Below are 14,116 nucleotides of genomic sequence, written 5' to 3'. Positions count from 1 at the left end.
GACCCGCCTCACCGTGACACACCCGCCCCGCCGCCGACGGCCGCGTCCGAGTCGGCCGCCCGGTTCGCGCGCCGACGCCGCTTCGCCGGCGGTGGCACCAGCGCCGCCAGGTCGCCGCCGGTGTCGTTGAGACGCACCACGAACGGACGCAGCGGCGTGAACCGGATCGCCGTCACCGACGCCGGGTCGGCCACGATCCGCTGAAAGGCATCCAGGTGTACGCCGAGCGCGTCCGCCACGATGGCCTTGATCACATCGCCGTGGCTGCACGCCAGCCAGACCGCCTCGGGCCCGTGTTCGGCGTTCACCCGGGCGTCCCAGGAGCGCACCGCCGCCACCGCACGCGCGGCCATGGCCGCCATCGCCTCACCGTCCGGGAAGACCACCGCGCTGGGATGCTGCTGGACGACCGGCCAGAGCGGCTCCTTGGCGAGCTTCTTCAGCGGCTGCCCCTCCCAGCTGCCGTAGTCGCACTCGATCAACCCGTCCTCGACCACCGGGGTGGCCTGTGGAAGCGCCAGCTCCAGGGTCTGCCGGCAGCGGATCAGCGGGCTGGTCACCACGGCGGCCAGCGGCACCGCCCGCAACCGCTCGCCGACCGCGCTGGCCTGGGCACGCCCGGTGTCGTCCAGTTCGACCGGTTGCCGACCGGCCAGACCGCCGTCCGCGTTCGCGGTCGTCCGGCCGTGTCGCAGAAGCAGAAGGGTCGCCACGGTGACCACCCTATGACCTGGGCTCGACGGCGGGCCGTCGCGGGCAGCGGACGGCCCCCGGGTCCGCGCGCGGGCGGGACCGGGGGCCGTCGGCAGGGCCGGTCAGGTGGCGCTGATCGTGCCGGTCAGCAGCAGGGCCAGGACCAGGGTGCCCAGCGCGACCCGGTACAGCACGAAGACGTACAGGGTGTGGTGGGCGACGTAGCGCAGCAACCAGGCGATGGCCGCGTAACCGACGCCGAAGGCGATGGCGGTGGCCACGATCGTCTGGGCCACGGTGGGTACGGACGTGCCCGGGGCGGACGGTTCGAAGACGTCACCGAGGCTGAACACGCCGGACATCACCACCGCCGGGATGGCCAGCAGGAACGAGTACCGCGCCGCCGCCTCCCGGGTCAGGTTGAGCAGCAGGCCGGCGGTGAGCGTGCCACCGGAGCGGGACACCCCGGGGACCAGCGCCATGGCCTGGGCGAAGCCCATCACGATGCCGTCCTTCATCCGGAAGTTCTCCAGGGTGCGGGTCTGCCGCCCCCAGTACTCGGCGAAGGCCAGCACGAACGCGAACACGATAAGCGTGGTCGCCACCACCCACAGGTTGCGCCCGGCGGTCTTGATCTGGTCCTTGAAGAGGAAACCGAAGAGCCCGATGGGGATCGAGCCGACGATCACGTACCAGCCCATCCGGTAGTCGAGGCTGGAGCGGACCGACGTGTCCCGGATGCCCACCAGCCAGGTCCGGGTGATCCGCCAGATGTCCTTCGCGAAGTAGATCAGCACTGCCGCTTCGGTGCCGAGCTGGGTGACCGCGGTGAACGACGCGCCGGCGTCCTGGTCGAAGAAGATCGCCGAGGTGATCCGCAGATGCCCCGACGAGCTGACCGGGAGGAACTCGGTCAGCCCCTGGACGATGCCCAGGACGATGGCCTCGATCCAGGTCACTCGCCGACTCCGGACAGGTCGAGAGCCTCGGCGACGGTACGCAGGGTCTGCACACCGCTGTCCCGGTCGGCCACGAAGAGGGTCACCGACAGCGTGGTGACGCCGGCGGCGGCGTACTCCCGCATCCGCTCGGCGATGCGCTCCTTCGGGCCCAGCAGCGAGGTGCGGTCGATGAACTCCATCGGTACGGCGGCCGCGGCGTCGCGCTGCCGCTTGGCCAGGTACAGGTCCTGCACCTCACGGGCGGCGTCGCCGTAGCCCATCCGGGTGGCGAGCTGGTTGTAGAAGTTCTGCTGCCGGCTGCCCATACCGCCCACGTAGAGCGCGGCGTACCAGCGGACAAGCTCGGCGCAGGACGCCACGTCGTCGCCGATCACCACGGGCACCGACGGCACCACGTCGAACCCGGCCAACTCCTTGCCGACCTTGGCGCGGCCGGCGCGGACCGAGGCGAGCTGCTCCTCGGCGAACTCCGGGGCGTAGAAGACCGCCAGCCAACCGTCGGCGATCTCGCCGGCCAGCTCCAGGTTCTTCGGGCCGACCGCGGCCAGGTAGATAGGTATGTGTTCGCGGGGTGGATGGAAGCCCAGTCGCAGGGCCTTGCCCGGGCCGTCCGGCAGCGGCAGCGTGTAGTGCTCGCCGTCGTACGCCACCTCCTTGCGGGCGATGGCGAGCTTGACGATGTCGACGAACTCGCGGGTCCGGGCCAGCGGCTTGGCGAACCGTACGCCGTGCCAACCCTCGGACACCTGCGGACCGGAGACGCCCAGACCGAGCCGGAACCGGCCGCCGGAGAGCGCGTCGATGGTGGCGGCGGTCATGGCGGTGGACGCCGGCGTACGGGCGGGGATCTGCATCACCGCGGCGCCGACGTCGATCCGTTCGGTCTGCCCGGCCATCCAGGCCAGCATGCTCGGTGAGTCGGAGCCGTACGCCTCCGCCGCCCACACCACCGAGTAGCCGAGCCGGTCCGCCTCCTGGGCCAGCGCCAGGTGGTCGGCAGGTGTGCTCCACGCCGTCTGGTATCCGAGACTGAGCCCGAGTCGCACTGGTCCTCCCCCATCCGTGGCACAGGTCGCCCCAGGTTACGCAATGCCGATAACGGACTCGATCACCGGCTCGACACCTTTGATCCCCCCTCCATCGGGGCAGCCCGGGACGGCGGAACCGGCAGAACCGGCAGAGATACGGGAGCGAGGATATCGGTGGCGGCAGGTTGCAAATAAGGTTCACCCATGCAACAGCGACCGCTCGGCCGAAGCGGGCTGGCGGTTTCCCGGCTCGCGCTCGGCACCATGACCTGGGGCCGGGACACCGACGCCGATGACGCGGCCGCTCAGCTCAAGAGTTACCTGGACGCGGGCGGCAACCTCATCGACACCGCCGACGTGTACGGCGACGGCGACGCCGAGTCGGTGATCGGCTCCCTGCTGGGCTCCCTCGTCCCCCGCGAGGAGCTGCTGATCGCCACCAAGGCCGGGTTGCGTCCGGGCAGTGGCCGACGCCGCGACGGCTCCCGGGGGCATCTGCTGCGCACGTTGGACGCGTCGCTGCGCCGGCTCGGCACCGACCACGTCGACCTGTTCCAGGTGCACGGGTACGACCCGGACACCCCCCTGGAGGAGACCCTGGCCGCCCTGGACCATGCGGTGGCAAGCGGAAAGGTCCGCTACGTGGGGGTGTCCAACTTCTCCGGCTGGCAGACCGCGCGGGCCGCCGCCTGGCAAACCGCCTGGCCGGGGCGGGCGCCGGTGGTCGCGTCCCAGGTGGAGTACTCGCTGCTGGAGCGGGGCGTGGAGCGGGAGGTGCTGCCGGCGTGCGACGCGCTCGGTCTGGGCGTGCTGCCCTGGTCGCCGCTGGGTCGGGGCGTGCTCACCGGCAAGTACCGGCACGGCCGTCCGGGTGACTCCCGGGCCGCGTCGCCGCACTTCGAGCGGTTCGTCTCCACCTACCTGGAGCCGCGCTGCTCCAGCATCGTGGAGGCGGTGGCGACCGCGGCCGGCGGGCTGGGGGTGTCGCCGCTGGAGGTGGCGTTGGCGTGGATCCGGGACCGACCCGGTGTGACCGCGCCGATCCTCGGCGCGCGCACGGTGGGTCAGTTGCTCGGGGCGCTCCAGGTGGAACGGATCACCCTGCCCGAGGAGATCACCACCGCGCTCGACGACGTCTCCGGGGTGCCGGTCGGCTACCCCGAACGCGACGGCTGACCGCCGGCAGGTTCACGGCCGGCACCGCGCACCGGGCTCAGGCCGGCGACGACGATCTGAACGAGGTCTGTGCAGCCGCGGTGGCGCGCGGTCGCGACGCAGCCGACCACGAGAGCGTTGATGTCGTCGGGGGTGATGTCCGCACGGATGGTTCCGCGTTGCTGCGCCTGGTCGAGGAGTTCGGCGAAGGCTGCGTTGAGGGCGGCGTCAGCGTCGGCGGGTATCCGGTAGCCGCCGCTGGCCAGCACATCCGCGATGGCGCGATTGGTGACGCCGGCCTCCACCATGACGGTGAAGAACTCGGCGAAGTCGATGCCGGAACGGGCCTTGTCGGTCAGGGCGTGGAGGCGGTCGAGCACCACGGCCTGGATAAGGGACTCCTTGGTCGGGAAGTGCCGATAGACGGTGCCGGCGCCGACGCCTGCGCGGCGGGCGATTTCGTCGATCGGCACGCCCAGGCCCTCGGTGGCCAGGACCTCGTAGGCAGCGCTCAGCACGCTCTGGCGATTGCGGCGAGCATCGGCACGCATGGAGTCCTCCGGCCTGTCGACAAGCGGGGCGGCCGTTCCGTATAGTCAAACGGGGCGACCGTTCCGATTATAGGAGACGCCATGTGGAGTGCGCGCGACATCCCCCGGCTCGACGGCACCACCGCGCTGGTGACCGGAGCCACCGCCGGCATCGGCCTGGAAACGGCAACGGCTCTGAGCGCACGAGGAGCCCACGTGGTGATCGGCGCTCGCGACGCGGAACGCGGTGCGGAGGCCGTGCGTGCGTTACCCGGCACAGGCAGCGTCCTCGCACTCGAACTCGCCAGCCTGCACAGCGTGCGGCAAGCGGCAGGCGACCTCCACGAGCGCTTCGAGCGGCTCGACATCCTGATCAACAACGCCGGCCTGTGGTGGCAGCCGGCACAGCGCACCGAGGACGGCTTCGAGTCTCAGATGGGAGTCAACCACCTCGGCCACTTCGCGCTGACCGGCCTGCTCCTCGACATGCTTGAGCGATCACCGGCCGGACGGATCGTCACGGTCAGCAGCAAGGCGGCAGCGGCAGGCTCCGTCACGGCCCTCGACCCCAGGAGCCTCGACGGGTACCGGCCAACGACGGCCTACAACGCCTCGAAACTCGCCAACTTGCTGTTCGCGTTCGAACTGCAGCATCGACTCGCCGCGGCCGACTCATCGACGATCAGCCTCGCGGCCCACCCGGGTGGAGCGCGCACCAGCCTGTTTCGTGACGCGTCGGCAGGATTCCGGGTGGCCAACGCGACACTCGGGTGGCTGTTCACCCAGCCGGCGCGGGCCGGTGCACTGTCGGTACTCCGAGCGGCTACCGACCCGCAGGCCGTCGGCGGCGAGTACTACGGACCGGGCGGTCCCGGGCAGTTCAAGGGCGCCCCCGAAGCACACCGGGCGCCGGAACGTGCCTGCGACCCGGCCGCCCGACGCCGACTGTGGGCGATGTCCGAAATGGCGACAGGCGTCGTCTACCCCTTACCCACCCAGGCCGCGCACTGATCTGTTCCTCAGCGATGGATCGCTAACCAGCAGTGTTGCGACGACCGTGTGCCTGCGCCGGGTCACCGCCGCCCCCGCCCGCCCGGTCACGGCGTCGGGCGTTGGCCGGGGAGGTCCTGGATCGCGGTCAGGAAGCGCGACTGGTCGTCGCGAAGCGCGGGCTGGGTGAGCCGGATCCACGACCCGTCGTCGAACACGACGGTGGAGGCGAGCTGCACCAGCCCGCTCGCGCCCCGCTCGGAGTCGACCCGGGCCACCCGGTCGCGGCGCACACTCCACAGCACCCGCGGTTGCCGCCGGTCGGGCCGGTCGGCGTCCGGGCGGGGCCCCATCCGCAGCAGGTGCAGGTGGGTGTCGGTCACCGCCAGCGGGGTGCCGCTGTAGCGCTCCAGGAAGAGCAGCAGGCTGCCGGCGAGGGTGGCGAGGTCGCCGCTGAAGACGTACCGGCGGCGGTAGGCGATCTCGGCGAGCTGCTCGGCCAGCGGACGGTACCGGCTCAGCCGGAACAGCGCCCGGAACGCCTCCTGCTCCTCGGTGAGCGGGATCGGCTCCCGCTGCGCGGGTTGCTGCGGCAGGCCCGGTTCCGGCGCGGCTGACTCCGGCACCCCGGCCGCGACGGCAGCGGCCCTGCCCGGCAGCAGCAACACACCCGCGGCCAGCCGCACCGGCGTCAGCACGGCGTCCACCCAGACCACCGGGTTGATGATGTTGAGCAGCCCGAACAACGCCTTCGGGTCGAGCGCGTCGGCCAGCTCGTCGCCCACCTCGTCGGCGAGCTGGCGACCGGCCCGGTGGGTCTGCGACATGCGCACCGGCGCGAGCCCCACGTAGCGAAGATCCTGCCCCTCGAGCAGCGGCGCCACCAAGGCGCGCTCCGGGTCGTCGCTGGTACGGAACTCGTCGCGCAGCTCACAGGCCTTGTCCCGGGCGGCCCGCGCGCCGCCGAGCACCGCGTCGGTGAACCGGCCCAGCCGGCCCCGCTCCCCTGCCATCACCCGTCGCCCCCCCTAGCGGCCCGCCGGCTGCTCCGCCGGCGGCTGCCCGAAGACATTCTGGTCGACCCAGTCCGCGCCGCCCCGCACCGCCTCGTTGATCTGGTCACCGACCTGTTCACTGCCGGGAACGGAGAGCCCGGTGGTCAACGCGACGGTCCCCCAGGTGACCCCGTGGACGACCGAGTTCGGCACGTTCCACGGCAGGTGCGTCGCCCAGTCCCGGGCGATCACCCGGGCACCGTCGGCGACGCCGTGCGCCCGCAGCGCGGCGGCCCGGTCGAGGGCGCCCATGTCGAACGGGGAACCCGACTTGCCCAGCTTGTAGGTGCCCTTGGTGGGGTCGAGGAACTTGTGGTGCCACTTGTCGAGCTTGCCGGCGGCGCGGCGCTTGTCGGCGTACTTCTTGCCGGCGCGCAGCCCCTTCTGCATGTCGACCAGCTTGTCCAGGTGTGCCCGCAGCTTGCGCAGATAGAGCAGGACCCGTTGGAGCAGGCGGATGACCTTCTGCAGGTGCACCGCCAGTGGGCGGATGACCTTCAGCATCCGGGTGACCACGATCAGGCCCCTGGTGACGGCCAGACCCACGCCGGCGGCCCAGGACGCACCCATCGTGACCGGCGCCATCAGCAACGCCGTCACCAGCGTCACCAGAAGGAAGTTCACGAACTCCACGCAGATGTCCACGAGCACGTCGTGCACGGTCTGCAGACCGTCGGCGACGCTGCGCAGGTACTCGGCGGTCGCGGCGAACTGCTCGGCGACGTCGAGGAGCTGCTGCTCCACCTCGGCCAACCGCTGGCCGTACGCCACACCGGACGGTGAGCGCCACCCGGCCTGCGCGGACTCCCTGGTCCCGCGGTGGCCCTGCGCCAGGTCGCGCACCTGCGCGGCCAGCGCGTCCCACTCGGCGGCCTTCGCGCGCAGCACGGCGGGCTCGCCGTCGACGAGGTCGACGAGCTGGATGAGTGGCCAGGCCAGGGTCCGGCAGACGCTGTTGACGGCGTCCTCCACCCCGGACAGCGCGTTGTCCAGGCCGTTCCAGAGCTGGACGGCGCTGCCGGCGGGGCCGCTCATCCGGGCAGCCCCGACTGGATGGCCTTGAACCCGGCGTCGAGGTCCCGCTCGTTGAGCTCGTACGCCTCGGCGGTGTCGGCGAGCGCCGTGGCGACCCGCCCGAAGGCCGCGTTCGCGGCGGCGAACAGCTCCTTACCGCCGGTGACCTGCTCGGCGTACTTGTCGCGGAGCATGTCGCTCGCGAACGGCAGGTGACCGAACGCGTCCGACGGCACGTCGCCGGCCGACACGATCTGACTCTCCAGCGCCGCGAGCGAGCTGGCAACCTGTCTGGCGGCTGTCTCCAGTCGACGGACCACCTGCACGTCGACATCGATATCCGGCGGCATGCCGTTCCTCCCCCATGAGTCGCGCGAACCGACGATACGATCTCCCGGCTGCCGGGCACCACCCGGTCGCACGATTCACGGGGAGGAATCTCATGACGGACCCGTCCTCGGCGTTCGACGCGCTCACCGGGCGGATCGCCGACATCGAGCGCCGGTTCGCGGGTCTCCGCGACGACCTGGCCGAGTTGTCCGGCACCGCGGTCGACGAGAGCGGGCTGGTCTCGGCGACCGTCGACGCCACCGGCGCGCTCACCGGTCTCACCCTCGCGCCCGCCGCCCTGCGCGCCGGCACGGAGGGCGTGGCCGAGTTGGTCCTCGACGCGTACCGGCGGGCTCGGGAGGTCGCCGCCACGCACGTCGACGAGCACACCGAAGGGCTTGACGTGGCGCTCGGCAAGGGGCTCGGCGACCTGTTCGGCACACCCGGGGACTTCTCGGCGCTGGGCCGCCTGGAGGAGACCGTGGCCCGGCTCGGGCGGCTGGACGACCGCCTGCCGGGCGCACCGGCGTGACGTCACCGTCCCCGACCTGGCCGGAGATCGCCGCCCGGCTGCGGGACACCGTCGCCCGCTGCGACCGGGACACCGACCTGGAACTCTCCGCCGGTCCGCGCGGGATCCGACTGCTGGTGCGCCGCCAGGTGGTGCGGGTGGTCTGCCCCGGCCACGACGAGGCACGCCTGGCCGCGCTCGGCTGGCACCGTCCGACCGGCGACGAGGGCTGGTGGTACGAGGCACCGCGCACCCCGGAGCAGGTCGAGCGGCTCAGTGCGTTCGTGACCCGTACCGCCGCCGAGGTGTTGACCGACGAGCCCGGCGCGCTCTCCTGCCGGGCACTGCCGGCTGCCGCACTGCCGGCGCCCGAGCCCCGCACCGCCCCAGAGCCGCGCCCCGACCTCGGGCAGCGCCCCGACCTCGGGCAGCGCCCTGGTCCGCTCCTGCCACCGGCCGTGCTCCCTGGGCCGCCAGCGCGAACGGCTGCCGACCGGCCGGCACCGGGCGGGGCCAGACCCGCCGGGGCGACACCGGCCGGGGCCAGACCCGCCGGGGCGACACCGGCCGGGGCCAGACCCGCCGGGGCGACACCGGATGGGACCGCGCCGGACGGGGCCACACCCGCCCGGGCAACACCAGCTGGGACCGCAGCGGACGGGACCGCACCGGACGGGGCCGCGGAGGACGGGACCGCACCGGACGGGGGTGCACCGGACGGGGGTGCGGAGGCGGCGGTGGTGGCGGCGCTCGCCACGGCCGGCAAGCGCCGTGACCTGCCTGGCTACCTCGCCGCGCTGGCCGCCGCCACGGTGTGCGTCCCGCTGGCCGGGGAGCCGTCGCCGGATGCCGACTTCCCATGGTCGGTGCTCAACGACGCGACAGGCGCGCCGCTGCTGCCGGTCTTCACCTCACCGGTGGCGCTCGGCGCGTTCACCGGAGACGGGGTGCCGTTCATCGCCCTGCCCTGCTCCGAGCTGCTGGAGGACTGGCCGGACCCCTCCTGGGGTCTGGCAGTCGACCCGGGCAGCCCTCAGGCGCTAACGCTTACCGCCCCAGCGCTGGCCGCCCTCCTGACAGCGAACCTCCCCACCCTCTGACCCCACGGCCGCCCCAGCCCCAGCCCAGCGCAAGCCCCTCACCCCAGCCCAGCCCGAGCCCTCACCCAGCCCGAGCCCTTCACCAGCCCGAGCCCCTCACCTAGCGCTGCCCCACCGCCCAGCTAAGCGCCACCGCCCCGTCCACCCCGTCCACCCCGTCCACCCCGTCGATCATGGAGTTGTGGTGCCTGATCTGACCCAGATCGAACCTTTCATCCCCCACCACAACTCCTTGATCGACGAAACCTGCGGACTGACAGGTGCCGCGAGTGGGCTTCGAGGCCACCGGAAGGCTCGCTTGTCGGCTCCGTGCGTCGATCTTGCGGTTTCGGTTGACGTTATGTTTGTATACGCGGCTTTTGTCGCCACAGAAAGTGCAAGATCGGTGCGGTGAGGGCGCGGCGGGGCGCGGTGAGAGCGCGGCGCGGCGGGCCGCGGCTCGGCGGGGCGCGGTGAGGGCGCGGCGCGGTGAGAGCGCGGCGCGGTGAGAGCGCGGCGCGGCGAGGGCGCGGCGAGGGCGCGGTGGGGACGCGCGGGGTGGCACTGGGCGGGCTTGGTGGCGTTGTTGGTCACCCTGGAGGGGGTGGCGAATGGCCGCTGGGCTGGGCAGCATGGGTGGCATGGACTACGAGTACGCGCCGCTGCGGTTGCCGCCGAACGTCGACCGGTTGACCGCCGCGGCGCAGTTGGCGATCCAGGCGGAGTTCTCCGGGTGGGAGTTGGCCCGGGTACGGCTGTTCCGGGACGGCACGCGCCAGGTGGTGCTGCGGCGGCGGCGGGTCAACCAGCCGCAGCCGGGCCTGTCGTACTGAGCGCCGTGGCCCGGGGCCCGCGTGGGGCCCCGGGCGCACGCGGGCCCTAGTGCTGGTGCCCGGCGTGGTCGTGGTCGTCGTCGAGCTCCAGGAACGGGTGCTCGTCGAGCCGGCCGACCAGCCGGTCGTCGACCGCCGGCTGGAACGGGCCGACCGCGTCGTCGTCGTCGAACGACTCCAGGTCGACAGGGGTGCCGACCTCGCTGACCATGACCACCCCGTCGAGTGGTTCCAACTCGGGGACGTCCAACGCGCCGAGCGAGCCGTCGCCGCTCTGCAGCAGCTCCAGCACCGCCTCGCCGACGCCCTCCACCGGCGCCGGCTCGTCGTCCTCGGGGGTGCCTTCGCGGCGGGCCGCCTCGGCCACCCGCAGCAGCGCGGCGACGCTCGGCACCCGGTAGTCACGACGCTGGCGCACCGAGATCACCCGGGGGTGCGGGTCGCTGGCCTCGGCTCCCTCGCCGCCGCCGAAACGCTCGTCGGCCTCGTCCGGGTCGATGGAGTCGACGTCCCACGGCGTCACCTCGCCGAAGGCGTCGAGCAGTCGCTCGTCGTACGCGAAGGAGGCGTTGTTCAACGCCACGTACGCCTGCCAGACGTCGTCGTCGTCGACGCGGCCCTGTGCGGCGCGTACGGCAGCCAGGTGGTGGCGGGCCGCTTCGATCACCCGCTCGAGAGCGGCGTCCAGCTCACCATTCTGGTCGGTCATGTGGGGCAGTCCCTTCACGATGGGGAGGTTGCGCGCCGGCGGCAACGGCCGGACGCGGCTAGCAGGTGCGGAGGAACCGGTCGAGAACCCGCACGCCGAACTGTAGTCCGTCCACCGGAACGCGCTCGTCGATGCCGTGGAACAACGCCGAGAAGTTCAGGTCGGCGGGCAGCCGGAGCGGGGCGAACCCGAAGCAACGGATGCCGAGCTGCGAGAACGCCTTGGCGTCGGTGCCTCCGGAGAGCATGTACGGGACGGGCCGTGCCCCCGGGTCCTCCGCGCGCAGGGCCGCCGACATGGCTTCGACCAGGTCACCGTCGAAGGTGGTCTCCAGCGCCGGTTGCCGCTGGACGTACTCGATGGCGATGTCCGGGCCGACCAGCTCGCGCAGCTGTCGCTCCAGCAGCTCGGACTGGCCGGGCAGGCTGCGGCAGTCGATGGTGGCGGTGGCCCGGCCGGGGATGACGTTGTCCTTGTAGCCGGCGCTCAACCGGGTCGGGTTGGCGGTGTTGCGGATGGTCGCGCCGATGATGTTGGCGATCGGGCCGAGCTTCGCGATGGCGGTCTCCGGGTCGTCCGGGTCCAGCTCGATGCCGAGCAGGTCGGAGACCTCGGTCAGGAAGGCCCGCACGGTGTCGGTGACCACCACCGGGAAGCGGTGCCGGCCGATCCGGGCGACCGCTTCGGCGAGCGCGGTGACGGCGTTGTCGTCGTGCATCATCGAGCCGTGCCCGGGGCGGCCCTTGGCGTGCAGCCGCAGCCAGTCGATGCCCTTCTCGGCGGTCTCGATGAGGTAGAGCCGCTGACTGTCGTTGACCGAGTAGGAGAAGCCGCCCACCTCACCGATCGCCTCGGTGCAGCCGTCGAAGAGGCCACGGTGGTTGTCCACCAGGAAACGCGCGCCGTATTCGCTGCCCGCCTCCTCGTCGGCGGTGTACGCGAGCACGATGTCGCGCGGGGGTCGGACGCCGGTGCGTTGCCAGTGCCGCACCACGGCGAGCACCATCGCGTCGAAGTCCTTCATGTCGATGGCGCCCCGGCCCCAGAGGTAGCCGTCGCGCAGCTCGCCGGAGAACGGGCCCACCGACCATTCGTCGGCGTCGGCGGGCACCACGTCCAGGTGGCCGTGCACCAGCAGCGCGCCCCGGCTCGGGTCGGTGCCCGGGATGCGGGCCACCACGTTCGCCCGGCCCGGGGCGGACTCGTGCAGGACGGACTCCACGCCCACCTCGGCGAGTTTCTCGGCCACGTACTCGGCCGCGCGGCGTTCGCCGACGCTTGTGTCGTTGTCACCGGTGTTGGTGGTGTCGATGCGCAGCAGGTCGCGGCAGAGGTCGACGACCTCTGCGGTGGGATCGGGTCGGGCGGAGGCGGCGTCGCTCGTCATCGCCTCTTCATACCAGCCCGGGCGGGTCGACAGGCCGGCGCGGGTGGACGCATCGACGGGTCGGTTTCGCGGTCGTCGTGTTCGGGTACCGCCGCCCACGACCGAACGTCCCCTGCCGGAGCTTCCGCCCGCCAGTCGAGGAGGGCACCATGTCCGCCGTTCCCCTGCCGCCGCTGCCGCCCGCGCCCGTTCCCGAGGAGGGTTACCGGCCCGCCGGTCGCAGCATCGCCGACATCGTCGACCGGGAGCACCGGCAACTGCTGGCGCTGCTGGACCAGCTCACCGGCCCGGACACCACGCCACAGGAGGGGCTGCCGGTGCTCACCGCCGCGCTGTCGCGGCACCTGTCCGCCGAGGAGCAGTACCTGCTGCCGGCGGTCCGCGCGGCGCTGCCGACGGCCACCGAGCGGGTGGACGCGGAGATCAACGCGGACGCGGCCCTGTTGAGCGCCCTGAAGGGGCTGACGGACGAGGCGCTGAGCGAGGTCGCCGAGCGGGTCCGCCGGCACGTCGACGGGGTGGGCGCGCTGGTCACCGAGCTGCGCGCGGTCGCGACCGAGGAGGAGCTGATCCGGCTCGGCAACCGGCTGGAGATCGCCGAGGAGGCTGCGCCGACCCGGCCGCACCCGAGCACGCCGGCCACCCCGCCGTGGAACCGGATCGTGGAGCCGGCGGTCGGGGTGGTGGACAAGGTCCTCGACGCGGTGACGCGGCGGCCGACGTACCTGGCGGACCTGCCGGAGCCACCGCGCGAGCGGTGACCGGCGACAGCCCGCGCAGTGCATTCATTATCACCGATCCGCTCGGGCTATTCCGCCAGCAGACGCGTAGTCCTACCGTCACCCTATGAACCTGGAGCTGCGTCACCTGCGGGTGGTCTGCGCGATCGCGGAGACGGGAAGTGTGACGAAGGCGGCGTCGGCGCTCGGCCTCGCCCAGCCGGCGCTCACCGCCCAGCTCCAACGCATCGAGCGGACGCTCGGCGGCCCGCTGTTCGACCGGGACCGGCGTGGGGCCCGGCCGACCGCGCTCGGTGAGCTGGTGCTGGCCCGTGCCCGGGTGCTGCTGCCGGCGATGAAGGGGCTGCAGGACGAGGCCGCCCGGCTGGCCGGGGCGGGTGACACGCCGCCCTGCTACCGGTTCGGTGGGGTGAACAGCCCGATCCTGGGTCGGCTGGTGCACCGGTTGGCGGCCGAGCAGCCGCCCGCCCAGATCACCACGTTCGCGTCCTGGTCGGTGGACGAGTTGGCGCAGTTGGTGGCCGGCGGCCGACTGGACTTCGCGCTCGCCGGTGTGTGCGGCGACGCCAGTCCGTCGGGCGGGTTCGGGTTGAGCTGGCAGGAGGTGGCCGTCGACCCGGTGCTGGTGCTGCTGCCGGAGACCCACCCCCTCGCGACGCAGGACGAGGTGCGCCTGGCGGACCTGCGCCACGAGCAGTGGGTGGCCGCGCCGGGTGACGGCTGCTTCGCCGACTGCTTCGCCGCCGCGTGCGCCCGCGCCGGCTTCACCCCCCGCAAGGTGTACGAGACCGACATCCGTGGCTGCGTCGACCTGGTGGAGGCGGGCGTGGCGGTGGCCCTGTGCCAGGCGACGTTCCGCCCGGTGAGCGGTCTGGTGACCCGTCAGCTCGCCGGGACGCCACTGCGCTGGCGACTGCTGCTCGGCTGGCACCCGGACTCCCCCGCCGCCGAGGGTGCGGGCCTGGTGCTGGAGACGGCCAAGGCGGCGTACGTCGACTCGTTGGCACCGCATCCGGCGTATCTGGCCTGGTTGCCCCGCAACCCGGGGTTCGGTGTCCGGCAGCCCAGTGGGGTCCGACCGGGCTGAGCGGCAGGTATTC

17 protein-coding genes are annotated in these 14,116 nt (G+C 72.5%); 7 read left to right on the top strand and 10 right to left on the bottom strand.

Features of this window, described 5'->3' with window-relative positions; translation table 11 throughout:
- Nucleotides 1-8 precede the first annotated feature (8 nt).
- From AB0C15_RS13560 to AB0C15_RS13550, 3 genes are all read right to left on the bottom strand, one after another.
- A complete protein-coding gene (locus AB0C15_RS13560; RefSeq protein ID WP_357351541.1) occupies nucleotides 9-722 on the bottom strand; it encodes an MSMEG_4193 family putative phosphomutase in 714 nt (237 codons plus the stop codon).
- A gap of 93 nt (nucleotides 723-815) precedes the next feature.
- The gene (locus tag AB0C15_RS13555; protein ID WP_357351539.1) at nucleotides 816-1,652 is read right to left on the bottom strand and encodes an undecaprenyl-diphosphate phosphatase; all 837 of its coding nucleotides are present in this window, start codon (nucleotides 1,650-1,652) and stop codon (nucleotides 816-818) included.
- Complete coding sequence (locus AB0C15_RS13550; protein WP_357351537.1) at nucleotides 1,649-2,701, bottom strand: LLM class F420-dependent oxidoreductase; 1,053 nt, start codon at nucleotides 2,699-2,701, stop codon at nucleotides 1,649-1,651. The genes AB0C15_RS13555 and AB0C15_RS13550 overlap by 4 nt, the downstream gene beginning before the upstream one ends.
- 186 nt (nucleotides 2,702-2,887) lie before the next feature.
- On the opposite strand from AB0C15_RS13550, the gene AB0C15_RS13545 reads away from it, so the two are divergent.
- Nucleotides 2,888-3,859: an aldo/keto reductase gene (locus AB0C15_RS13545; RefSeq protein WP_357351535.1), complete on the top strand. Its 972-nt coding sequence runs from the start codon at nucleotides 2,888-2,890 to the stop codon at nucleotides 3,857-3,859.
- Here the strand turns inward: AB0C15_RS13545 and AB0C15_RS13540 are convergent.
- On the bottom strand, nucleotides 3,838-4,389 hold the full coding sequence (locus AB0C15_RS13540) for a helix-turn-helix domain-containing protein (protein WP_357351533.1): 552 nt from the start codon (nucleotides 4,387-4,389) through the stop codon (nucleotides 3,838-3,840). The two genes, AB0C15_RS13545 and AB0C15_RS13540, sit on opposite strands and share 22 nt — an antisense overlap.
- An 81-nt stretch (nucleotides 4,390-4,470) precedes the next feature.
- Between AB0C15_RS13540 and AB0C15_RS13535 the strand changes: the two genes are divergently transcribed.
- On the top strand, nucleotides 4,471-5,379 hold the full coding sequence (locus tag AB0C15_RS13535; RefSeq protein ID WP_357351531.1) for an oxidoreductase: 909 nt from the start codon (nucleotides 4,471-4,473) through the stop codon (nucleotides 5,377-5,379).
- 86 nt (nucleotides 5,380-5,465) lie between these two features.
- On the opposite strand, the gene AB0C15_RS13530 is transcribed toward AB0C15_RS13535, so the two are convergent.
- Genes AB0C15_RS13530 through AB0C15_RS13520 form a run of 3 tightly spaced genes read right to left on the bottom strand, consistent with a single transcriptional unit; the run spans nucleotide 5,466 to nucleotide 7,777 of the window.
- The gene (locus AB0C15_RS13530) at nucleotides 5,466-6,371 is read right to left on the bottom strand and encodes a hypothetical protein (protein ID WP_357351529.1); all 906 of its coding nucleotides are present in this window, start codon (nucleotides 6,369-6,371) and stop codon (nucleotides 5,466-5,468) included.
- A gap of 15 nt (nucleotides 6,372-6,386) precedes the next feature.
- Nucleotides 6,387-7,448 carry a WXG100 family type VII secretion target gene (locus AB0C15_RS13525; RefSeq protein ID WP_357351527.1) on the bottom strand — a complete coding sequence of 354 codons (1,062 nt, stop codon included), beginning with the start codon at nucleotides 7,446-7,448 and terminating at the stop codon, nucleotides 6,387-6,389.
- A complete protein-coding gene (locus tag AB0C15_RS13520) occupies nucleotides 7,445-7,777 on the bottom strand; it encodes a hypothetical protein (RefSeq protein ID WP_357351525.1) in 333 nt (110 codons plus the stop codon). Before AB0C15_RS13520 ends, AB0C15_RS13525 begins: the two co-directional genes overlap by 4 nt.
- 92 nt (nucleotides 7,778-7,869) lie before the next feature.
- On the opposite strand from AB0C15_RS13520, the gene AB0C15_RS13515 reads away from it, so the two are divergent.
- A complete protein-coding gene (locus AB0C15_RS13515; RefSeq protein WP_357351523.1) occupies nucleotides 7,870-8,289 on the top strand; it encodes a YbaB/EbfC family nucleoid-associated protein in 420 nt (139 codons plus the stop codon).
- On the top strand, nucleotides 8,286-9,368 hold the full coding sequence (locus AB0C15_RS13510; protein ID WP_357351522.1) for an SseB family protein: 1,083 nt from the start codon (nucleotides 8,286-8,288) through the stop codon (nucleotides 9,366-9,368). Before AB0C15_RS13515 ends, AB0C15_RS13510 begins: the two co-directional genes overlap by 4 nt.
- Before the next feature lie 100 nt (nucleotides 9,369-9,468).
- Here the strand turns inward: AB0C15_RS13510 and AB0C15_RS13505 are convergent, their stop codons facing one another.
- Nucleotides 9,469-9,591 carry a hypothetical protein gene (locus AB0C15_RS13505; RefSeq protein WP_357351520.1) on the bottom strand — a complete coding sequence of 41 codons (123 nt, stop codon included), beginning with the start codon at nucleotides 9,589-9,591 and terminating at the stop codon, nucleotides 9,469-9,471.
- A 397-nt stretch (nucleotides 9,592-9,988) separates the two neighbouring features.
- Here AB0C15_RS13505 and AB0C15_RS13500 point away from each other — a divergent pair, with 397 nt between their 5' ends.
- Nucleotides 9,989-10,180: a DUF5703 family protein gene (locus AB0C15_RS13500; protein WP_053655860.1), complete on the top strand. Its 192-nt coding sequence runs from the start codon at nucleotides 9,989-9,991 to the stop codon at nucleotides 10,178-10,180.
- Nucleotides 10,181-10,226: 46 nt separating this feature from the next.
- Here AB0C15_RS13500 and AB0C15_RS13495 read toward each other — a convergent pair whose 3' ends face one another.
- Nucleotides 10,227-10,889 (bottom strand): hypothetical protein, encoded by a 663-nt coding sequence (locus AB0C15_RS13495; protein WP_357351722.1) that lies wholly within the window; start codon nucleotides 10,887-10,889, stop codon nucleotides 10,227-10,229.
- A 58-nt stretch (nucleotides 10,890-10,947) separates the two neighbouring features.
- Nucleotides 10,948-12,276, bottom strand: coding sequence for a M20/M25/M40 family metallo-hydrolase (locus tag AB0C15_RS13490; RefSeq protein ID WP_357351518.1), 1,329 nt, complete (start codon nucleotides 12,274-12,276; stop codon nucleotides 10,948-10,950).
- Nucleotides 12,277-12,425: 149 nt separating this feature from the next.
- Between AB0C15_RS13490 and AB0C15_RS13485 the strand changes: the two genes are divergently transcribed.
- Both AB0C15_RS13485 and AB0C15_RS13480 read left to right on the top strand, forming a co-directional pair.
- The gene (locus AB0C15_RS13485) at nucleotides 12,426-13,037 is read left to right on the top strand and encodes a hemerythrin domain-containing protein (protein ID WP_357351516.1); all 612 of its coding nucleotides are present in this window, start codon (nucleotides 12,426-12,428) and stop codon (nucleotides 13,035-13,037) included.
- A gap of 85 nt (nucleotides 13,038-13,122) precedes the next feature.
- Nucleotides 13,123-14,103 carry a LysR family transcriptional regulator gene (locus tag AB0C15_RS13480; protein ID WP_357351514.1) on the top strand — a complete coding sequence of 327 codons (981 nt, stop codon included), beginning with the start codon at nucleotides 13,123-13,125 and terminating at the stop codon, nucleotides 14,101-14,103.
- Nucleotides 14,104-14,116 lie beyond the last annotated feature (13 nt).

It is taken from the genome of Micromonospora sp. NPDC048835 (genome assembly GCF_040649995.1).
Taxonomy (GTDB): Bacteria; Actinomycetota; Actinomycetes; order Mycobacteriales; family Micromonosporaceae; genus Micromonospora.
Note: the sequence above shows the minus strand (reverse complement) of the source record. Positions and strands in the feature narration are given on the sequence as shown.

Bases quoted from the DNA above. Each gene is read 5' to 3' on its own strand.
- AB0C15_RS13545 (WP_357351535.1), top strand. From the start codon at position 2,888: ATGCAACAGCGACCGCTCGGCCGAAGCGGGCTGGCGGTTTCCCGGCTC.
- AB0C15_RS13540 (WP_357351533.1), bottom strand. From the start codon at position 4,389: ATGCGTGCCGATGCTCGCCGCAATCGCCAGAGCGTGCTGAGCGCTGCC.
- AB0C15_RS13535 (WP_357351531.1), top strand. From the start codon at position 4,471: ATGTGGAGTGCGCGCGACATCCCCCGGCTCGACGGCACCACCGCGCTG.
- AB0C15_RS13530 (WP_357351529.1), bottom strand. From the start codon at position 6,371: ATGGCAGGGGAGCGGGGCCGGCTGGGCCGGTTCACCGACGCGGTGCTC.
- AB0C15_RS13525 (WP_357351527.1), bottom strand. From the start codon at position 7,448: ATGAGCGGCCCCGCCGGCAGCGCCGTCCAGCTCTGGAACGGCCTGGAC.
- AB0C15_RS13520 (WP_357351525.1), bottom strand. From the start codon at position 7,777: ATGCCGCCGGATATCGATGTCGACGTGCAGGTGGTCCGTCGACTGGAG.
- AB0C15_RS13515 (WP_357351523.1), top strand. From the start codon at position 7,870: ATGACGGACCCGTCCTCGGCGTTCGACGCGCTCACCGGGCGGATCGCC.
- AB0C15_RS13500 (WP_053655860.1), top strand. From the start codon at position 9,989: ATGGACTACGAGTACGCGCCGCTGCGGTTGCCGCCGAACGTCGACCGG.
- AB0C15_RS13495 (WP_357351722.1), bottom strand. From the start codon at position 10,889: ATGACCGACCAGAATGGTGAGCTGGACGCCGCTCTCGAGCGGGTGATC.
- AB0C15_RS13490 (WP_357351518.1), bottom strand. From the start codon at position 12,276: ATGACGAGCGACGCCGCCTCCGCCCGACCCGATCCCACCGCAGAGGTC.
- AB0C15_RS13485 (WP_357351516.1), top strand. From the start codon at position 12,426: ATGTCCGCCGTTCCCCTGCCGCCGCTGCCGCCCGCGCCCGTTCCCGAG.
- AB0C15_RS13480 (WP_357351514.1), top strand. From the start codon at position 13,123: ATGAACCTGGAGCTGCGTCACCTGCGGGTGGTCTGCGCGATCGCGGAG.